Raw genomic sequence first — 19402 nt, 5'->3', positions numbered from 1 at the left:
GACGCGTACGTATTCTTAGTGATTATGGCTAAACCCCGCACCACCGCCGAGAACAAGGCCGCCCGGGCAGCGGCGACCGCCGCCCGCAAGGCCGCGGCCAAGGAGCGCCGCGGCCAGCTGTGGCAGGCGTTCAACATGCAGCGCAAGCAGGACAAGCGCCTGCTCCCCTACATGATCGGCGCCTTCGTCGCGATCGTGGCCGTCTCGGTGACGGTGGGCGTGCTGGTCGGCGGGTTCACCATGATCATGCTGATTCCGCTCGGCGTGGTGCTGGGCCTGCTGGTGGCGTTCATCATCTTCGGCCGCCGGGCCCAGAAATCCGTCTACCGCCAGGCCGAGGGGCAAACCGGCGCGGCGGCCTGGGTGTTGGACAACCTGCGCGGCAAGTGGCGTGTCACGCCGGGTGTTGCGGCCACCGGCCACTTCGACGCGGTGCATCGGGTGATCGGCCGCCCAGGCGTCATCTTCGTCGGTGAGGGATCGACGGGCCGGGTGAAACCGCTTCTGGCCCAGGAGAAGAAGCGAACCGCGCGGCTGGTCGGCGACATCCCGATCTACGACATCGTCGTCGGCAACGGCGACGGCGAGGTTCCGCTGAGCAAGCTCGAGCGGCATCTGACCCGGCTTCCGGCCAACATCAGCGTCAAGCAGATGGACACCCTGGAGTCGCGGCTGGCCGCGCTGGGGTCACGGGCCGGGGCCGCCATCATGCCGAAGGGCCCGCTGCCCAACGCCGGCAAGATGAAGGGCGTGCAGCGCACCGTCCGCCGCAAGTAACCGCTTTAGCGGCCTGGATCAGCGGCGCACCACGGCCGTATTGGTCACCCGGTCTTGGATTCCTCGCCCGTCCCAGTCGGTGAACAACGCCGGGATCACCAGGGCAACCAGCAGCCCGCGCGCGATTGCCCGGCCAATGCCGAGGTGCCCGTCCAGCGCCACTACCCCAAGGCCGAGCGCCAGCTGGCCGGGTGTGAATGCGAACAGCCGCACCGCCACCAGGCCGAGCAGAAACCAGATCACCAACACCGCCGTCGACAACATCCGCTCGGAGAACATGCCGAACGCCATGGCCAGCGCCGCCAGGCCGTAGGCGATCAGCCAGTCGATCGACAGTGCCGCCAGGCGGCGGCCCATCGACGCCAACGATCCCGGCCCGCTTTGCGGCAGGCCGAGCGTCTCACCGGGGTATGTCGGACTCGACTGGGCCATCAGCGGCCTTTCGCCGGGTCGGGAGCCATGTCGGCAGCCATGAAGCCCACCTGCATCGGGGGCCGGGACTGACTGCTGCGCCCATATGGCAGACCAGATACGATCTTGCGATCCATAGGCCTCACAATAGAACCCGCCGTTGCTCCACTTGAGATCTGTGGGACGCGTGGTCACGTAACCTCCGCGCAACACGGGGTTGACGGGCGGGCAACATCATCTCCATAGCGTCAGGCCGCGGATTATCAAGCAAAGGAGCAATTCAGTGACGGAAAAGACGCCCGACGACGTCTTCAAGCTGGCTAAGGACGAGAACGTCGAATTCGTCGACGTCCGGTTCTGTGACTTGCCCGGCATCATGCAGCACTTCACGATTCCGATTTCGTTCTTCGACCAAAGCGTTTTCGACGACGGTTTGGCCTTCGATGGCTCGTCGATTCGCGGATTCCAATCGATCCACGAGTCGGACATGCTGCTCCTCCCCGACCCTGCCACCGCGCAGATCGACCTTTTCCGTGAAGCCAAGACGCTGAACCTGAACTTCTTCGTGCACGACCCGTTCACCCTGGAGGCCTACTCGCGCGACCCCCGCAACGTCGCGCGCAAGGCGGAGAACTACCTGATCAGCACCGGTGTTGCCGACACGGCGTACTTCGGCGCCGAGGCCGAGTTCTACATCTTCGACTCGGTGAGCTTCGACTCCCGCACCAACGGCTCGTTCTACGAGGTGGATGCGATCTCGGGTTGGTGGAACACCGGCGAGCCGACCGAGAACGACGGCACTCCCAACCGTGGGTACAAGGTCCGCCCCAAGGGTGGCTACTTCCCGGTTGCTCCCGTCGACCACTACGTCGACCTGCGCGACAAGATGTTGCAGAACCTGATCACTGCGGGCTTCAGCCTGGAGAAGGGCCACCACGAGGTGGGCACCGGCGGTCAAGCCGAGATCAACTACAAGTTCAACACGCTGCTGCACGCAGCCGACGACATGCAGCTGTACAAGTACATCGTCAAGAACACGGCCTGGCAGAACGGCAAGACCGTCACCTTCATGCCCAAGCCGCTGTTCGGTGACAACGGCTCCGGCATGCACTGCCACCAGTCGCTGTGGAAAGACGGCAGCCCGTTGATGTACGACGAGACCGGATACGCCGGCCTGTCGGACACGGCTCGCCACTACATCGGCGGCCTGCTGCACCACGCGCCGTCGCTGCTGGCGTTCACCAACCCGACGACGAACTCGTACAAGCGCCTGGTGCCCGGCTTCGAGGCCCCGATCAACCTGGTCTACAGCCAGCGCAACCGGTCGGCATGTGTGCGTATTCCGATCACCGGCAGCAACCCGAAGGGCAAGCGGCTGGAGTTCCGCTGCCCGGACTCGTCGGGCAACCCGTATTTGGCGTTCGCGGCCATGCTGATGGCCGGCCTGGACGGCATCAAGAACAAGATCGAGCCGCAGTCTCCGGTCGACAAGGACCTCTACGAGCTGCCGCCCGAAGAGGCCGCCAACATCCCGCAGGCACCCACCCAGCTGTCCGCGGTGATCGACCGGCTGGAAGAGGACCACGAATACCTCACCGAGGGAGGCGTTTTCACGCCCGACCTGATCGAGACGTGGATCAACTTCAAGCGCGAAAGCGAGATCCTGCCGGTCCAGATCCGGCCGCACCCGTACGAGTTCGCGCTGTACTACGACGTTTAGGCAGACGTCTAGACACGTCGAAAACCACTAACGGCCACCCGGTCGGCGATCAGGCCCACGATCGCTCACCGGGTGGCCTATTGGTATCCGGTTCTGCCCAGCATCCCGGCGAGTTGCCGGAGCAGGGCGGTCCGGAAGCGATCCGCCGACGTGCTGGGAAAGCGCAGCACCCGCGGGATCATGGCGCCGGCGAGCGTGGCGAGTAGCAAATCGACGAGATCCTCCGGCGCGACCGCGGGCGTGAAGACACCGGCGTCGCGGCCCTCGATCACCGTTCGCAGAAACGGCGCTCGGTACCGGTACCAGCCTTCTTCGCCGTAGTCACGTAATTCCCCGTCGCGGATGCCCGAGCGCCAGAACTCGAGCAGCAACTGGTGGCTGCCGACCGGCGTGTTCAGGTTGCGGTCGATGATCGCCACCAGGCAATTCCACGGGTCTTTCTCCGTGTCGGCCACCGCCTCCAGCGCGGCCACCTCGACTTCGGTCGCGTGGCGCATCGCCTCGATCAGCATGTCCTCGCGCGAGCCGAAGTAGTTCTGCAGCGTGCTGATGGCCGTCCCGCTGGCTCGTGCTACATCGGCGAAACGGGAGTTTTCGTAACCCCGCTCGGCTAGCACGCCGGCGGCAGCTTGGACCACCGCAGCTCGGCGCGCTCCCCCGGCCCGGCGCGTTCGACTCTCTACAGCCATTTTTGTATGGTACGGACATACCGACGGTAAGCAAAGCCCATCGGCGCCGGGCGCGAGGCGCGTCTTAAGCGGCGAAATGCGGCCGAATGTTGTGGTTGAGCCGGAATCTGTTGGATGGGTCGTGGAGCGCCTTGACCGTCCGCAGCTTTTCGTAGACCGTGGGATCGTAGGACTTCCTGGTGCGCTCCTCGGACGTATCAGCCGGCCCGACGAAGCTCGGGCTAGCCATATCATGCAGCCAAGTCTGCAGTGCCGCAGGGAGTTCGCGTCCAGAGTCGCGGTATGACGCGACTTCCTGCCCGGGCGGTACGACGGTCAGACCGAAAATCCCATACGCGGCGTCGCGCGCACCCACCGCGTTCGGGAAAGGCGGCGGCTTGCTGAAAGCCCCTTGTAGATGCCGGATGTCGACGATATTGATCTGACTACCGGAGCCGGGTCCCACCGCATCGACGATTGCCTTCACGGTGTCCTCGTTCAATTCTCGAAGCAACCCGAAATGCTCGACAGCCGGTGCGGGATCGGTCGGGTCATTGCTGATGGTGGCGAACTGGGTGTACGGGATGCTGGCCACGCCGTCCGCCAGCACCGGAGCCGCCCGGCGTAACGGGTCGATCAACTGCGCGCCGACATGCGCGTCGCCGACGTAGGAGACGCGCACCGATACGGTCAACTGCCCCTGCATAAATGGCGGAAGGCTGGGAAGTGGGGGCAGATTCACCAGCGCGAATGACGTCGTCAACTCGTCGGGCGCCGATGCGGTGAGTTCTCGGTAGGCCTGCAGTACTTCCCGGGTGTGTGCGCCGGAGAAGAAGAGCGCGCCGGCGTACAACGAGGTCACCGGAAAGAGCGCGAACTCCATCGCTACGACAACACCGAAGTTGCTCTTTCCGCCCAATAGAGCGCTGAACAAGTCAGATTCGGATTCTGCTGACACACAGTGTAATTCACCGTCCGCGGTCACCACCTCAATGGCGCTGACATGATCGGCGGCCCAGCCATACTTGCGCCCCATCGTCGAGCTCGCCCCACCACTGAGGGTGTAGCCTACAACGCCAACCCCGGGCGAGGAACCGGGCAGCGGAGCCAGTCCGTACGTTGCGGCCACTTCCACAAGCTCACCGAATCGAACTCCTGAATCTACTCTTGCCCAATATTTTTCGGCGTCAACGGCAAGACCGATCATCCTGCTCGTCGTGATCATCAACGTGTCCTCGCCGGCCGATACCGTCGGTCCGTGACCGGTGTTGAGGACGGCGATGTTCAGGTCGTGGCGCCCGGCGAACCGCACTGCCTCGGACACGTCTGCGGCGTTGGCGGCGCCGACCGCGACCGCGGGCCGGTGCCTCACCGCCATGTTGAACACCGCAACCTCGTTGTCGTAATCCGGATCCTCAGCCGTGAACACGGGTCCCTGCAGGGCGTCCCGAAGCTCCGAAAGTTTGTCACGCCACGATGCCATCGCGGTTCTCCTCGCTCGCAAGATCGGTATTGCTATACGGTACGACTATACCGATTATTCGGATGCACGGATCAAACGGTCAAACAGGCAGGATGACTCCACGGCCGTCGTTACCGGTGGTGCCCGCAGTCGGGATTGGCCGGCTTGGCCGGCCACGCGCACGCGTCGATATCGGTGGTGCTGCCGTAGCCGCCGCCGGAGAACACTCCGTAAGAGTTGCCGTTGGTCCCGGTGTAAGTCGCGCCGCCGCCTTCGCCGCCGCCACCCGAGCTCACCACGGTCACCGCCCAGCTCGCACCCTCCAAAGCGGCCTTATATCCGCCCATGGCGTCGCTCGGCGACCCGTTGACCAGGAAGTGCAGATGGATGCCGTTGTCCGCGATGGAATCGGGACCGTCGGTGCGCTGCGTGTTCGCCGGCGTGGGTATCAGTGACCGCAGATCTGTCGGGGCGGCCGACGTCGTCGTGGCTTGCGACACCGAGGTCGTGATCGTCTTGGTGCCCGTCGTATTGCTGCTCGACGCGGTGCTCGAATTAGGCGAACTGCTGCACGCCGCCGCGACCAGACCGATGGCCATCGCCGCGGCCGCCGAGACGAACGGTTGACGTCGCATGTTTCCCCCTATACGGACCTACCGAGAAGGTCTGACTCCCAGAACCCCTCGCGACGCGCCGGCGGGCTGCCCGTCGGCCATTTCGACAATCTCCAGCCAACTGCCGGGAGCGATGTAGTGCCGGGTCACGTCTTCGCGATGCATGTCGATGACCAACACGCCCGCATCCGTGACCTGGTACTTGTCGAATACGCCGTAATCGCGCGGTTCGCCGTTGCTGAACACAACCGTGAAGGGCATGCGTCGAGTATGGCCGCGAGGCATCCCGTCGTCTAGCCGTCGAGCGCGAGATCCTTGCGGAAGCGTTGCATGCCGTCGATCTTGTCGTCCAGCGTGGCGTCGGGTCCGGTGTAGAACATCCACGGCATCGTGATGATGCCGGTGATGCCGGCATCGGCGACGCGCTGATAGTCGGCGGTGGTGAACGCGTCGGTGAGCGGCGTCAGGATAGTGAAATCATGCATGGTCAAACCCATTTCGAGACGCAAGTCGCGCAGCTTGCCCACCGCCTCGATGGCGTGTTCGGTCTTGATCAGGTCACCGATCCAGCCGTTGTTGCGCGCAGCGCGACGCAGGGCGGCGTCGCTGAGCCCACCGGCGTAGACCGGTATCGGTGGCGGAGTCGGTTGCATCTCCAGCCGTGGCGTCTTGTAGAACCGGCCGTCGAACTCCGTCCAGCCCGGCGCCCACAGCTCCCGCATCAGCTCGATCATCTCGTCGGTGCGTTTGCCCCGGGCGTCGAACTGTTCGCCCATCAGCGCGAATTCTTCGCGGCACCAGCCGACTCCGATGCCGAGTTCGATCCGCCCCGGCGCCAAGACTGCCGCGGTCCCAATCGCCTTGGCCGCCGAGTAGGGATTGCGCATCGCGGGAATGTAGACCGTGGTGACAAATCGCAGCCGGGTGGTGACTTGGGCCAGCGCGCCGGCCAGAACCCAGGGGTCGGGCCAATCAGTGAACGGCTGCCAGCGTCGTTCCCCGTCTTTGGTGTACGGGTACGGCGTGTCCAGGGTCTCCAGGTTCACCACGTGATCGGGGATGCCGATGCCGTCATAGCCCAGCTCGTCTGCGGCCTTGGCGATTTCGATGATCTCCCGGGTGTTCAGGAAGGCGCTGCTGATGTAGAACTTCACGGGGCTTCCCGCGCCCAGGCCGGTTCGATGAAGACGCCTTCCGACTCCACGGTCACCCCTTTCGCATCCGAAATAGTGCCCCGCGCAAAGACTTTGACGCCCTCGCTGCGATCGATCCAGGCATCACACCGAAGTGGTCCCAAAGGTGTGCCGCGCAAGTACTTCACGGAGATGGTTCCGGTGAAACGTGCCTTGGACAATCCGTCGCTGGCCGCCTCGCCGAGCATATGGTCGAGCACCAGTGCGCTGACGCCGCCGTGCACCAGGCCGGGCGGGCCCTCGTAGGCCGACCCGAGGAAGAACTCGCTATGGCAGCGCCCGTCGCCGTCGTGGTGGACGACGATCGGCGGGGCGATCGGGTTGCACAGGCCAACCACGGCATTACCCAACGGCAGTGTCCGGCCATCGACGCGAAAGCTCACTCCGACCGGCCGGGTTCGCTGGCGCAGCAGCGCGGTGACGGCCTCGATCTCGGTGCGTGCCCTGGCGACGACGTCGTCGGCTTCGGTCCGGATGGTGGCGTCGATGAGTTCCCGGACCGCCTCGGCCAACGGAGCGTAGAGAGCCGTCACTCGATCAGCCTCTGCCGTGCTGAGCACCTCGAACATCGCGTCGTACGCGCCGGCTCCCTGATTCAACTCCCGAACACCTTGCGCACCACCGCTTTTGCACGTCGCGTCACCCGCAGATAGTTGTCCAAGAACTCACTTCCATCATCGTTGTGCCAGCCCGCGGCGACTGCCACCGCATTGAGCTGACGTCCGGGTCCCGGCAGCTGGTCGGTGGGCTTGCCCCGAACCAGCACCAGCGCGTTTCGCGCCCGCGTGGCCGTCAGCCAGGCCTCGCGCAGCAGGTCCACCTCGTCCGCGGGGACCAACCCCTGCTCGGCGATCACGTCGAGCGACTCCAGGGTCGAGGTGTTGTGTAGCGCCGGGATCTCGTGCGCGTGCTGCAGTTGCAGCAACTGCACCGTCCATTCGATGTCGGCCAGTCCACCGCGCCCCAGCTTGGTGTGCGTGTTGGGGTCGGCACCGCGCGGCAACCGTTCGGATTCCACCCGGGCCTTGATCCGGCGGATCTCGTGCACCGCTTCCGCGGACACACCGTCGGACGGATAACGCGTCGTGTCGGCCATCAACATGAACCGCTGGCCCAGTTCCGCGTCACCAGCGACCGCGTGCGCACGCAGCAGCGCCTGGATCTCCCAGGGCTGCGCCCATTGCTCGTAGTAGGCGGTGTAGGAACCCAGGGTGCGGACCAGTGCGCCGCTGCGGCCTTCGGGACGCAGGTTCGCGTCGACTTCCAGTGGCGGGTCGACACTGGGCGTCCCCAGCAGCGTGCGAACCTGCTCGGCGATCGTCGTCGACCATTTGATCGCGGCCGAGTCCTCGACGCCAGCGGCCGGCTCGCAAACAAACATCACGTCGGCGTCGGAGCCGTAGCCCAGTTCGGCGCCGCCCAACCTGCCCATGCCGATGACCGCGATGACCGCGGGAGCCTTCCCGTCTTCGGGCAAATTGGCCCGGGTCAGCGCGTCGAGCGCGGCCTGCAGCACAGCCACCCATACCGATGTGAGCGCCTTGCACACGTCCCGCACTTCGAGCATGCCGAGCAGATCCGCGGAACCGATGCGGGCCAGCTCTCGGCGGCGCTGGGTGCGGGCGGCGGCGATGGCCCGCACCGGGTCCGGATGGCGGGCCGCCGAGGCGATCAGCGCCCGGGCGACGACCTCGGGCTCGGTCTCGATCAGTTTCGGGCCGGCCGGCCCATCGCCATAGTCCTGAATCACCCTGGGGGCCCGCATCAATAGGTCCGGTACGTACGTGGAAGTTCCCAGTACGTGCATCAGCCGTCTGGCCACCGCGGGTTTGTCGCGCAACGTGGACAGGTACCAGTTTTCCGAGCCCAGCGCCTCGGACAGGCGCCGGTAGGCCAGCAACCCGGCGTCGGGGTCCGGGGTGTAGGACATCCAGTTCAGTAGCCGGGGCAGCAGCACGGACTGCACGCGACCGCGGCGGCCGCTCTGGTTGACCAACGCCGACATGTGCTTCAGCGCGGTTTGCGGCCCCTCGTAGCCGAGCGCGGCCAGCTGCCGCTCCGCGGCTTCCGACGTCATACCGTGCGAGATCTCCAGGCCGGGAGGCCCGATCGACTCCAGCAGCGGCTGATAGAAGAGCTTGGCGTGCAGCTGGGACACCCGCACGTTCTGGTGCTTGAGTTCCTCGCGCAGCACCCCGGCCGCGTCGTGCCGGCCGTCCGGGCGGATGTGGGCCGCTCGCGCCAGCCAACGCACCGCCTCGTCGTCGTCGGCCTCCGGCAGCAGATGGGTGCGCTTGAGCCGGTGCAGCTGCAGCCGGTGCTCGAGCAATCGCAGAAACTCGTAGGAGGCAGTCAGATTCGCGGTGTCTTCGCGGCCGACGTAGCCGCCGGCGCCCAGCGCGGCCAGCGCGTCGACCGTGGACGCCACATGCAACGATTCGTCGCCGCGGCCGTGCACCAACTGCAGTAGCTGCACGGCAAACTCGACATCGCGTAAGCCGCCACTGCCGAGCTTGAGCTCTCGATTGCGAACATCGGACGGCACCAGCTGCTCCACCCGGCGCCGCATGGCCTGCACTTCGACCACGAAGTCCTCACGCTCGCAGGCGATCCAGACCATCGGCATCAACTCGGCCAGATAGCGCGCGCCCAATTCCGCGTCCCCGGCGGCGGCGCGGGCCTTCAGCAGCGCCTGGAACTCCCAGGTTTTTGCCCAGCGTTTGTAGTAGGCGACGTGCGATTCGACCGTGCGGACCAACTCACCGCTGCGCCCCTCGGGCCGCAGCCCGGCATCCACTTCGAAGCATGCCGTCGACGCCACCCGCATCATCTCGGTGGCTATCCGGGTGGACAGCGCGTCGGCTTGCTCGGCGACGAAGATGATGTCGACGTCGCTGACGTAGTTCAGTTCGCGGGCACCGCATTTGCCCATCGCGATGACCGCCAGCGGCGGCGAAGTGCGGTCGCCGCATACGGTCGCCTCGGCCGCGCGCAGCGAAGCCGCCAGCACCGCATCGGCGGTGTCCGACAGCTGGGCGCCGACCACCGTAAACGGCAGCACCGGCTCGTCCTCGACCGTCGCGGCCAGGTCGAGCGCCGCCAGCACCAACAGGTGGTCGCGGTACAGGGCGCCCAATCGGGGCACCACCGAATTCGGCTCGGCCAACGCGTCGTCGACGCAACCGCTGAATGCTTGCTGCAGTTCGTCACGAGTGGGCAGTTTGACCTTGCCCCGCAGTAGCTTCCATGACTGCGGATTGGCAACCAGATGGTCGCCGAGGGCCAGCGACGATCCCAGCACCGAGAACAGGCGCCCGCGCAGGGCGGGCTCATTGAGCAGCGCGGTGTTGAGCTCGTTCCACCCGGTATCCGGATTCTCCGCGAGCCGAACCAGGGCGCGCAGCGCGGCGTCCGGGTCGGGTGCCCGCGACAACGCCCACAACAGGTCGACGTGTGCCTTGTCGTCGTGAGTCCAGCCCAGTTGCGCCAGGCGCTCACCGGCGGGCGGATCGACCAAACCGAGCCGGCCGACGCTGGGCAGCCGGGGGCGCTCGGTGGTGGGTTTGGTCACGACCACGACGGTAGCGCAACCCGCCGATCTGTCAGACCATCCGGGAGCCCCTGTGAGCTAGAGCGACAGGTAGGTGTTCAGCTCGTAAGGCGTGACGTGGCTGCGGTAGTTCGCCCATTCCGCGCGCTTGTTCCGAAGGAAGAAGTCAAAGACGTGCTCCCCCAACGTTTCCGCGACAAGCTCCGAAGCCTCCATGGCGTGCAGCGCGCTGTCGAGGCTGGTGGGCAGCTCGCGGTAGCCCATCGTGCGGCGCTCTTCGGGGGTGAGGTCCCAGACGTTGTCCTCGGCCTGCGGCCCCAGCACGTAGCCCTTCTCCACCCCGCGCAGTCCGGCCGCCAGCAGCACGGCGAATGCCAGGTAGGGGTTGCACGCCGAGTCGGGGCTGCGGACTTCGACCCGCCGCGACGACGTCTTGTGCGGCGTGTACATCGGCACCCGCACCAGGGCGGACCGGTTGGCCGCGCCCCATGACGCCGCGGTCGGCGCCTCGCCGCCGTGCACCAGGCGCTTATAGGAGTTGACCCATTGATTGGTGACCGCGCTGATCTCGGAGGCGTGCTCGAGAATCCCCGCGATGAACGACTTGCCGACGTCCGAGAGCTGCAGTGGATCGTCGGGGCTGTGGAAGGCGTTGACGTCGCCCTCGAACAGGCTCATGTGGGTGTGCATGGCCGAGCCCGGGTGTTCGCCGAATGGCTTGGGCATGAAGGACGCTCGCGCACCGTTTTCGATCGCGACTTCCTTGATGACGTAGCGGAACGTCATGACGTTGTCGGCCATCGACAGCGCGTCGGCGAAACGCAGGTCGATCTCCTGCTGGCCGGGTGCACCCTCGTGGTGGCTGAACTCCACTGAGATTCCCATGAATTCGAGAGCCTCGATCGCGTGCCGGCGGAAGTTCGACGCCGAATCGTGCACGGCTTGGTCGAAGTAACCGGCGTTATCGACCGGGATGGGCGGTGTTCCGTCGTTGGGGCCGGGCTTCAGCAGGAAGAATTCGATTTCGGGGTGCACATAGCAGGAGAAGCCCAGGTCGTTGGCCTTCTGCAGCTGGCGGCGCAGCACGTGCCGCGGGTCCGCCCAGGACGGCGAGCCGTCGGGCATGGTGATGTCACAGAACATCCGCGCCGAGTGGTGGTGGCCACTGGGCGAGGCCCAGGGCAGCACTTGGAAGGTCGACGGGTCGGGGTTGGCCACGGTGTCGGATTCCGAGACCCGCGAGAAGCCCTCAATTGAGGACCCGTCGAAGCCGATGCCCTCTTCGAAGGCGCCTTCGAGTTCGGCCGGGGCGATGGCGACCGACTTGAGGTAGCCGAGCACGTCCGTGAACCAAAGCCGCACGAAGCGAATGTCCCGCTCCTCCAATGTGCGGAGGACGAATTCCTTCTGTCGATCCATACCCCGAACACTAGGCAACGGCTGTTACTTCTGTGTTACAGGAGTGCTGATTAGCGTCCACCCGGGTTAAAGACACGCAGGTCAGCAATGGGCACCCGGCCCACCGACACAACTGCGCAAGGCATCCTGACCGGGTGGAAGCGGCAGACGTCGTTCGCTGGCGGCGGTGCCGGTCTTTCGGTATTTACCATCGGCGCTGGCCGCTCCAGCGAACTTTCCTTGCTACCGTCACCCATGGGAGGAGCCAGCCATGTTCGAGATCGAAGGCACGTTCGAGATTCCGAGGCTGGAGCGTCCAAGCCGCCGTGAGTTCGAGGAGCGTTTCCTGTTGCCGCAGCGCCCGGTGGTCGTTTGCGGCGCTATGGAGGATTGGCCCGCGCGCAAGCAATGGACCAACGACTACCTCACGGAGAAAGTGGGCGCCCGCACCATTCAGCCCTCCAAAGCTAACAACGAGGGCAGGCACCTCCATGCGAGCCCGAAGAAGTCGATCGTCGTCACCACGTCGTCGATGAAGCTCGCCGACTACATCGAGCTGCTTGCCGGCGGCGACCTCTCCGATGGCCAGCTCTACGTCGTCCAGTTGCCCATCAAGACAGGCCTGCCCGAGCTCTGGCCCGATATTCGTTTTCCGCCCTTCGTAGATGAGCAGAAGTACTCCGCCGTCAATTTGTGGTTCGGCCCGGGCAACAACGTCACACCGCTGCATTACGACCTCCCCAACAATCTGCTCACCCAAGTCCGCGGCCGAAAACAAGTGGTCCTCTGCCCGCCCCGGGAGATCGCCCGCGTCTACCCTTTTCCGTTCGGTTACCTGGGCAACCACATCTCGCAGGTCAATGTCGCCGACCCCGATCTGACCCGGTTCCCGGCCTGGGCCGACGCCGATCGCGCTCTCGTCGAGCTCGGCCCGGGTGACATGCTCTTCATCCCCGCCTGCTGGTGGCACGCGGTCTGCGGCATCGACCAGAACATATCGATCAACTACTGGTGGCGTTGCCGCAGCATCAACTACCTCAAGCTCCCCCGCCAGATGGCCCGTCTGGTCGCACAGGCCGGACTTAATGTCGGCTCTGCGTTGGCGCAAAAGGTCATCCGCAGCGCCGGACGCCAACCTTCCAGCGGGCAGGCCGGCGAGCAGGCGCAGTCCCGGGCGTAATCGTTGAACGCGGGACCGACCATCGGGTCGATGCCCCGTCGAACACCATCGCGCGGACGTGGTCGCGGAACGCTGTGTTGGTCATTTCAGCTCCCGGTGCGCTATGACACCGGATCATGTCAGGAAGTAAGGGACAGGATAATCCCAAAGAATATTGAACTACTTGAAGTGCACTATCGACCAGAAGTCCAGAAAACGGGAAACAGCGGAAAAGGTAGCGTGGTCATCGCGTGTGGTCATATGCCTCGCGTCGTTCTGGGGATCAGATGGTGCGCGTTCTGGCAGGGCGGCCCAGGCAATCGCTGTAGTCACGGCTTCTGATCAGAGCTTGAACCGCAGACCTCCGCGCGCAATGTCGGTTGCTGTCAACCGCTTGTTCGACACGCACGGTGATCTCAATGACTCATCACTGTGAAGGTATTCCTACCTCCGGTGCATTTGTGCGCTTCGTCAACCCGCCACGCACTTGGCGGCGGATGCTCCTCAATGTGCGGCACCGAGTTCGATAAGTAGGACGCCACCCACGATAAGGACAAGTCCGACGCCCATGATCCAGGTCAGGGGTTCTTTGAAGAAGATTCGGCTGAGGACAGCGGTGATCGCGACTCCGCTCGCGGCCCAGATACCGTACGCAACTCCGAGAGCGACACCTTCGGAGAGCGCGACTGAGAGCATGACGAAAGCGAAAACATAGCCAAATCCGACGCATACCCACCAGAGCTTGTTTCCGACGCTGGCCATACGGAGCGATACTGTCCCACCTACCTCTCCGGCGATCGCTCCTATCAAGGTGGCTAGTGCCAGAATGGTCATCGTGCCACCTCCGTGCTCTTGTGGGAGGCGTATGAGCCGAGTTCTACGAGCAGCACGCCAGCCACTACAATCGCTATGCCGATGCCCATAATTAGTGTGATCGGCTCATCGAAGATAAGTAGGGACATCACAGCGGTCAGCGCAACACCGCTGGCGCCCCAGATGCCATACCCGACGCCGAGTGCCATACCGCTGCGTAACGATTTGAACAGCGATAAGAAGGATCCTATGTATCCAACCGTGACCAGTGCATACAGGCCAGGGACATCTAGGGCGCCTTTAAGTGAGATCGCTCCGGTGACTTCGAGTGCAATTGCTGTGGCGAGAAAATACCACTTCTTCATATGTCCGATCTCTTGTCGATGAGGTTAAATGCGATGTCGAGGACGGCCGCGCGCTCGGCGGGCGAGTGATCGACTATCCCAAGAGAGCGGTCAATCCAGGCTCCATCCGCGATCAGCCGTGCCGCGACAATGTATGGGTCAGCAGACTCGCCGAACCAGGTATCCATGCGCGCCGCCCAGAGGGTGGAGAGCTTGTCACGTAATCGTGTATCGGCGAGCAGGGCGAGGTTAGCGGAATCCATGTCGCCCATGAGGGTGTATTCAACGTAGGCGCGAAGTCGGGCACTGGCGCTGGTTTCATCGCCAGCTAGATCCTGCAAATCCAAGGTCCATTTTCCGAGCAAGTGTTCCACAACGGCGATCGCGAGTACCTCCTTGGTGGCGAAATGATGCACTAGGCCAGGTTTTGTCAGGCCGGCAGCCCGAGCTACTGCATCTATCGTCAGAGTCCCGCCCTGTCGCAATTGCTCGAGAGCCGCATCAAGTATCTCTCGCTTCGTCGTCACCCGAGAAGCCTACCATACATATGGTAGGTAACCAAGATTGTGACGGTCGGAGAGGCTCCACTAGCGAATGCTTCATCAATGTAGATGGTCCATTTCGCTCTCGGCTCTGGCGTCGAGCAAGCGGTTGTGGGAGCCGGCGAAGTTGGCGTGCAGATGCTCGCCGACGGTCATTCGTTCATACCGTGGTTGGAGGAGGCGCGGATGTCTCTGCGCAGGTTCTAACATTCACTTTCTTCATTTATTGAATATGGGTGTCCATGAGTGAAGGAGGGTTGACCAGCACATTGCAGTCGCGCTCCAGTAAGAGTCCACAAGTTTGTTGGCGCAGCCTCTCACTAGCGCCGACGATGATCCCGCCGTGGGCAATGTTTAACAGCCAGGCGTCGTAAAGCAAGCTGGCGATCATTCGTGGGTTATTGAGGACAGGGATTGACGATGGATCCGACGACCCAGGTAGTTCCACATGCAGATGAAGTAAGCGGATGTCATTTGAGTCAAAGCCTACTGGGTGCGACGTGCGGCTCTGGGCCCGGGCGTCGCGGAGATTCTTCGCCTTGATGATGCGAATTCCGCGAGTGCATACGAGGTGTGGTGGAAGGAGATACAGGGTTCGCTCCACGCTCATTCTGGCTCCCTATTATCCTCTAGCCGAGGGAAGGTTCCTTTGTGAAATATTAATGGAGTCGCCAACCGGTTGTGATGATGCTTACGTTTAGTGGACATCCTCTCTCCGATAATCGACTCGACTACGTCTTTAGGCAGTTGCTCGTTTCTAGGATTCCACAAAGCTGCTTCAGAAATATCACTCCACAGGGTGATATTTACCTCGGCTGAGACCTGTACTTTCGATTCAGCGGCCCGTCCGTTCAGGAATCGATGGGCAACGATGATTAACAGTAGGCATTGCAGGCCATGCCCTATGCCCGCCAGAGAGGTTGTATATGTCACGTCAAATGCATCTAGTGCAATTCGCCACTACTGGACCAAGTATCTGGAGACATCCGACGTTTCAAAATCGAATTCTTGATTCCAGTTTTTGGGTCCAGTATTCGAAGATGCTGGAAGAGGCAAAATTGATGCAATATTCTTTGCTGACTTAGCATCCTTTAGCAACCAGGCTCTGGAGACTGGTAACAGTTTGTACCTTCTCGATCCGATTCCGTTGGCCGCAGTTATCGGGCATGCAACTGACAATATTGGTATTGGGGTCACGGCCTCTACGAGCTTGTTGTCGGCGTACGGCATAGCCCGGTCTCTTGGCACTGTAAATGTTCTCAGTGGCGGGCGTGTTATATGGAATGTTGTGACCAGCAGAAGGGATGACGAAGCGCAGCGATTTGGCATGTCGCAAATGTTGCCGAAATCCGAAAGATATGACCAAGCGGATGAGGTTGTTGATGCTTGTATTAAATTATGGGATAGTTTCAGCAGTGATGCATTTACTGCGGATCATGAAGCTTCGCAATTTATCGATCCCGCTAAAGTGACACCGTTTAATTACGATGGCCGCTACGTACACACTAAAGGACCACTCACTGTGCCTCAAAGCCCTCGAGGTCGCCCGGTTATCATGCAAGCTGGTGCTTCTGAGCGTGGTCTGCAATTCGCAGCCCGATGGGCCGAGGCCATTTTCTGTGGGCTTCACACGGCCGATGACATGAAGGCTTTCAATCTTGACATGCAGGGGCGCATGCGCGCGTTTGGTCGTTCGCCGGAATCTTGCAAAGTCCTCCCGATGATATCCACCATCGTGGCGGAAACGGAAGACATTGCGCAACAGCGGAAGCGTTACCTGGAATCCAAAGCAGATATACGTGATGTAGTATCGCTGTTGTCGGGATATCTAGACTTTGATCTAACACAATTACCGCTCGATCAGCCGCTACCAGAAATTCCTACCAGTGAGGGTGCTGCGAAGGGTGCGGTCGACCTCGTCTCCAGAGTTAATGAATCAATGGGTAACCCGCCTCTCCTGGAGCTAATGCAGGCCATGTCGCTTAGCCATGGAGGAGTACCTCTTATTGTTGGGAGCGCCACTCAGGTGGCAGACGAAATACAACAACTCTTCGAAGAGTCTGGAGTCGCCGGTTTCATTCTTTACCCGTTGCTAGTTCCTGATTCAGCGGAAGAGTTCACACGTGCGGTAGTTCCCATCCTGCAACGACGTGGTGTATTCCGGACTGAGTACACTGGACAAGAAATTTCTGCACAGCCTAGGGCTGCCTTAAGATGAACCGGTCTGTCGAGATAGGCTCGGTGACAATACGTTGAATACTATCGCCTGGGCGAATTCATTATGATCCCGGCATCTATTTAATGACGTCATCGAAGTAATTGTGATGGACTGTCAAGATCTGATACTTCTACGTCCGTTGTTAGTATCTGCACTTTTGCTGCACTAGATCATTCGCAAGCCAAGCCCGAGGCGACGCGGCAAGTGGGTTCATAGACAAGGTGCCCACCCCGCCGAGACTCGTTGAGCGGCGAGTTTATCGAACCCCGATGTAGTTCCGGTGATCAGAATCACCTTGTGATTGGTAGATACATTGTGTGCCAACTCAATCGTCCTAAATTTTATCGCGGCTGATTGATGTCAGCGAACGTGACAAGGAGCGAATATCGTGCCACTATCTGAATATATGTCTTGTTCAGATTTATCATCGCTGTGCGGCTCGGCGCTCCCTCTCCAGAGTGACTTTGAATCACCTCAGAGGGTGATCCAAGGTCGTTGGTCAACGTTAGTGTGAGCGTCGCCATGCGGACCGAGTGCTCTCTGACCAGCCAGCTGCGTGTCTTGGCGCTGTCGGCGGCGGCTACAGATGTGGTGCTGTTCAGCCTTAATGGGTTGCCCGAGTCCGCTTTGGCGAAAGTTGCGCTATTTGGGGCACTGATTGTCGGTTCCGGACTTGCGCTGGTTTTGCCGCCCAGGTTTGCCGGATATGTATGGATTTTCATAACTTTTGTGCAAGCCACCGGTGCGTGGGCCTTCCGCAATGAGCCTGTGATTCAACCTGTCGCTCCCGCAGCATTTCTTGTGGCGGGGTTATCTGACGGGGGCGTGGTGGTCCTATCGGCGTGCTCTCATAGCGTTGTTCGTGGTGATTGGTGAGATTGTCGTTAGAGACGACTTTCTATGGCGGATCCATACCGCTGATCCGCGGACGTGGGCGGTGTGGTGTCTGGGTGTCGTCACCTGGGCAGGGCTACCTCTTTTGGTGGGCAGGTACAACACGGCGCGGAGCGCCCACGTGGCAGCGCTGGAGCACATAGCTGACCGTCGTCGATTGCTCGAAAGCGCTGCCCTAACGCAGGCAGTTGTCGAGGAACGTGCTGCGATCGCTCGCGATCTGCACGATGTTATCTCTCACCACGTCAGTGCTACGGGGATGCAGGCTGGCGCAGCTCGACGAGCTTTGGGCAGCGGCAATACGGCAAGAGCGAGTACATCCCTAGAGGCGATCGAGCGCTCCAGCCGAGCTGCCGCATCGGATTTGCATCGTCAGTTAGATCTGCTTCATGGCAAGGACATTGATGGACATCGTCAGCCTTCCATTGCCAATCTCGATCAGGTGCTTGAGACAGTGCGAGGGGCGGGTCTTGAAGTTAAGGCCGATATCGATACTGTGCCGCCCAGCTTAGAGCAATCTCTGGACATTGTCGTATATCGGATTGCTCAGGAGCTGCTAACAAATGCGCTGAAATACGGTGAAGGGTGCGCACTGTTGACCATCAAAATGACCGACACTCAAATTGACATCGTGCAGAAGAACTCTATGCCTTCTACTATGGCAGAGGACAGAGTTTCCGCCGGCCGCGGTCTTGCGGGCATCAATCAACGCGTATCGATATTTGGCGGAGTATTCGAATTCGGCTCAGACCGCTCAACGTCAACCTGGTGGGCGACAGCAACGATCCCTTTGGGAGAGTGGTGACAGTGGGAAATTCTTCTCGGACCGTAACGGTGCTCATCGCAGATGACCATCATATGTTCCGCTCAGGTCTGCGTGCGGCTCTCGAGTCTGAACCGACAGTCCACTGCGTTGCCGAAGTGACCAATGGGCGAGACGCAGTCACGGAGGTGCTTCGTTTGCGGCCAGATGTGGCCTTCCTTGATGTCCGGATGCCTAAGCTGGATGGAGTTAACGCGGCCAGAATGCTCCAAAGTGCACGCAGCTCAACCCGGGTTCTTGTCTTAACTAACTACGATGATGAGGAAACGCTCCAGCAAGCGCTGAATGCAGGAGCAAGTGGTTTCCTGCTCAAGAGCCTGCCTCCAGGAGAACTTCTTGCCGCGATCAAAGTCGTCACCCGAGGCGACGCATTAATTGACCCATCTATTGTGCGCCGTTTAGCCCCGCGCCTGAGCCAGGCACTTAGCTCTCCGCGTACGTCCTCACTGCCGATTGAACTTGAAAACCTGACCAAGCGTGAACGAGATGTCCTTCTTCTAATCGGGAAGGCGCTCAACAATACCGAAATCAGCCATCAACTGGGGATCGGCGAACAGACAGTCAAGACGCATGTATCACACATCCTCGCAAAGTTAGGCTTCCGTGATCGAATTCAGGCCGCCGTCTATGCCCATCGGAACAATCTACTACCCATAGAATCGCGGGGCGGAAAGTTGGCCTGAGACCGGGGCCGCACCGATGGTCTGGTCGAGCGACGCCGCAGACCACTAGACGACGGCATCGGCGGCGCCGCCGCCCTGGTTGCCGAGGGTCTCGGGTCATCGCTGGACGATTTGGCGGATCAGGTGATGTCCC

Annotated in this window: 18 protein-coding genes; 6 read left to right on the top strand and 12 right to left on the bottom strand. The window is 61.8% G+C overall.

Annotation, left to right across the window (positions count from 1 at the left end):
• Positions 1 to 24 precede the first annotated feature (24 nt).
• The gene (locus H7K34_RS01915) at positions 25 to 777 is read left to right on the top strand and encodes a DUF4191 domain-containing protein (RefSeq protein WP_108921420.1); all 753 of its coding nucleotides are present in this window, start codon (positions 25 to 27) and stop codon (positions 775 to 777) included.
• Between the two features lie 18 nt (positions 778 to 795).
• Here the strand turns inward: H7K34_RS01915 and H7K34_RS01910 are convergent, their stop codons facing one another.
• The gene (locus H7K34_RS01910; RefSeq protein WP_264060439.1) at positions 796 to 1212 is read right to left on the bottom strand and encodes an RDD family protein; all 417 of its coding nucleotides are present in this window, start codon (positions 1210 to 1212) and stop codon (positions 796 to 798) included.
• Between the two features lie 259 nt (positions 1213 to 1471).
• On the opposite strand from H7K34_RS01910, the gene glnA (H7K34_RS01905) reads away from it, so the two are divergent.
• Positions 1472 to 2908, top strand: coding sequence for a type I glutamate--ammonia ligase (gene glnA, locus H7K34_RS01905; RefSeq protein ID WP_264059292.1), 1437 nt, complete (start codon positions 1472 to 1474; stop codon positions 2906 to 2908).
• Positions 2909 to 2985: 77 nt separating this feature from the next.
• On the opposite strand, the gene H7K34_RS01900 is transcribed toward glnA (H7K34_RS01905), so the two are convergent.
• The 8 genes from H7K34_RS01900 to glnA (H7K34_RS01865) all read right to left on the bottom strand — a co-directional run bounded on the left by H7K34_RS01900 (position 2986) and on the right by glnA (H7K34_RS01865) (position 11814).
• Positions 2986 to 3597: a TetR/AcrR family transcriptional regulator gene (locus H7K34_RS01900; protein WP_264059290.1), complete on the bottom strand. Its 612-nt coding sequence runs from the start codon at positions 3595 to 3597 to the stop codon at positions 2986 to 2988.
• 64 nt (positions 3598 to 3661) lie between these two features.
• Positions 3662 to 5059: an FAD-dependent oxidoreductase gene (locus H7K34_RS01895; RefSeq protein WP_264059288.1), complete on the bottom strand. Its 1398-nt coding sequence runs from the start codon at positions 5057 to 5059 to the stop codon at positions 3662 to 3664.
• 110 nt (positions 5060 to 5169) lie between these two features.
• On the bottom strand, positions 5170 to 5673 hold the full coding sequence (locus tag H7K34_RS01890; RefSeq protein ID WP_264059286.1) for a hypothetical protein: 504 nt from the start codon (positions 5671 to 5673) through the stop codon (positions 5170 to 5172).
• A gap of 18 nt (positions 5674 to 5691) precedes the next feature.
• Positions 5692 to 5913: a hypothetical protein gene (locus H7K34_RS01885; RefSeq protein ID WP_264059285.1), complete on the bottom strand. Its 222-nt coding sequence runs from the start codon at positions 5911 to 5913 to the stop codon at positions 5692 to 5694.
• Positions 5914 to 5945: 32 nt separating this feature from the next.
• Entirely contained in the window at positions 5946 to 6806 is an 861-nt protein-coding gene (locus tag H7K34_RS01880; protein WP_264059283.1) for a TIGR03619 family F420-dependent LLM class oxidoreductase, read from the bottom strand.
• Positions 6803 to 7444 carry a PaaI family thioesterase gene (locus tag H7K34_RS01875; protein ID WP_264059281.1) on the bottom strand — a complete coding sequence of 214 codons (642 nt, stop codon included), beginning with the start codon at positions 7442 to 7444 and terminating at the stop codon, positions 6803 to 6805. Before H7K34_RS01875 ends, H7K34_RS01880 begins: the two co-directional genes overlap by 4 nt.
• Complete coding sequence (locus tag H7K34_RS01870; RefSeq protein WP_264059279.1) at positions 7441 to 10422, bottom strand: bifunctional [glutamine synthetase] adenylyltransferase/[glutamine synthetase]-adenylyl-L-tyrosine phosphorylase; 2982 nt, start codon at positions 10420 to 10422, stop codon at positions 7441 to 7443. The genes H7K34_RS01875 and H7K34_RS01870 overlap by 4 nt, the downstream gene beginning before the upstream one ends.
• A gap of 51 nt (positions 10423 to 10473) precedes the next feature.
• Complete coding sequence (glnA, locus tag H7K34_RS01865) at positions 10474 to 11814, bottom strand: type I glutamate--ammonia ligase (protein ID WP_108921428.1); 1341 nt, start codon at positions 11812 to 11814, stop codon at positions 10474 to 10476.
• A 250-nt stretch (positions 11815 to 12064) separates the two neighbouring features.
• On the opposite strand from glnA (H7K34_RS01865), the gene H7K34_RS01860 reads away from it, so the two are divergent.
• On the top strand, positions 12065 to 12973 hold the full coding sequence (locus tag H7K34_RS01860; protein WP_264059272.1) for a cupin-like domain-containing protein: 909 nt from the start codon (positions 12065 to 12067) through the stop codon (positions 12971 to 12973).
• Positions 12974 to 13456: 483 nt separating this feature from the next.
• On the opposite strand, the gene H7K34_RS01850 is transcribed toward H7K34_RS01860, so the two are convergent.
• The 3 genes from H7K34_RS01850 to H7K34_RS26710 are packed head-to-tail and all read right to left on the bottom strand — an operon-like array spanning position 13457 to position 14636.
• Positions 13457 to 13786, bottom strand: coding sequence for a DMT family transporter (locus H7K34_RS01850; protein ID WP_264059270.1), 330 nt, complete (start codon positions 13784 to 13786; stop codon positions 13457 to 13459).
• Complete coding sequence (locus tag H7K34_RS01845; protein ID WP_264059264.1) at positions 13783 to 14130, bottom strand: DMT family transporter; 348 nt, start codon at positions 14128 to 14130, stop codon at positions 13783 to 13785. The genes H7K34_RS01850 and H7K34_RS01845 overlap by 4 nt, the downstream gene beginning before the upstream one ends.
• On the bottom strand, positions 14127 to 14636 hold the full coding sequence (locus H7K34_RS26710; protein ID WP_264059263.1) for a TetR/AcrR family transcriptional regulator: 510 nt from the start codon (positions 14634 to 14636) through the stop codon (positions 14127 to 14129). Before H7K34_RS26710 ends, H7K34_RS01845 begins: the two co-directional genes overlap by 4 nt.
• 1036 nt (positions 14637 to 15672) lie before the next feature.
• On the opposite strand from H7K34_RS26710, the gene H7K34_RS01835 reads away from it, so the two are divergent.
• From H7K34_RS01835 to H7K34_RS01825, 3 genes are all read left to right on the top strand, one after another.
• Positions 15673 to 16869, top strand: coding sequence for an NtaA/DmoA family FMN-dependent monooxygenase (locus H7K34_RS01835; protein WP_264059261.1), 1197 nt, complete (start codon positions 15673 to 15675; stop codon positions 16867 to 16869).
• A 1015-nt stretch (positions 16870 to 17884) separates the two neighbouring features.
• Positions 17885 to 18568 carry a sensor histidine kinase gene (locus H7K34_RS01830; RefSeq protein WP_264059260.1) on the top strand — a complete coding sequence of 228 codons (684 nt, stop codon included), beginning with the start codon at positions 17885 to 17887 and terminating at the stop codon, positions 18566 to 18568.
• Positions 18532 to 19269, top strand: a complete 738-nt coding sequence (locus tag H7K34_RS01825) for a response regulator (protein ID WP_264059258.1) — start codon at positions 18532 to 18534, stop codon at positions 19267 to 19269. Before H7K34_RS01830 ends, H7K34_RS01825 begins: the two co-directional genes overlap by 37 nt.
• Positions 19270 to 19402: the final 133 nt, after the last annotated feature.

Source organism: Mycobacterium montefiorense, assembly GCF_025823255.1.
Taxonomy (GTDB): domain Bacteria; phylum Actinomycetota; class Actinomycetes; order Mycobacteriales; family Mycobacteriaceae; genus Mycobacterium; species Mycobacterium montefiorense.
This window is presented reverse-complemented; position numbering and strand designations above follow the sequence as displayed.

Coding starts and splice junctions, on each gene's coding strand:
- H7K34_RS01845 (WP_264059264.1), bottom strand. CDS start 14,130: ATGAAGAAGTGGTATTTTCTCGCCACAGCAATTGCACTCGAAGTCACC.
- H7K34_RS01890 (WP_264059286.1), bottom strand. CDS start 5,673: ATGCGACGTCAACCGTTCGTCTCGGCGGCCGCGGCGATGGCCATCGGT.
- H7K34_RS01915 (WP_108921420.1), top strand. CDS start 25: ATGGCTAAACCCCGCACCACCGCCGAGAACAAGGCCGCCCGGGCAGCG.
- glnA (WP_108921428.1), bottom strand. CDS start 11,814: ATGGATCGACAGAAGGAATTCGTCCTCCGCACATTGGAGGAGCGGGAC.
- H7K34_RS01900 (WP_264059290.1), bottom strand. CDS start 3,597: ATGGCTGTAGAGAGTCGAACGCGCCGGGCCGGGGGAGCGCGCCGAGCT.
- H7K34_RS01850 (WP_264059270.1), bottom strand. CDS start 13,786: ATGACCATTCTGGCACTAGCCACCTTGATAGGAGCGATCGCCGGAGAG.
- H7K34_RS01895 (WP_264059288.1), bottom strand. CDS start 5,059: ATGGCATCGTGGCGTGACAAACTTTCGGAGCTTCGGGACGCCCTGCAG.
- H7K34_RS01860 (WP_264059272.1), top strand. CDS start 12,065: ATGTTCGAGATCGAAGGCACGTTCGAGATTCCGAGGCTGGAGCGTCCA.
- H7K34_RS01885 (WP_264059285.1), bottom strand. CDS start 5,913: ATGCCCTTCACGGTTGTGTTCAGCAACGGCGAACCGCGCGATTACGGC.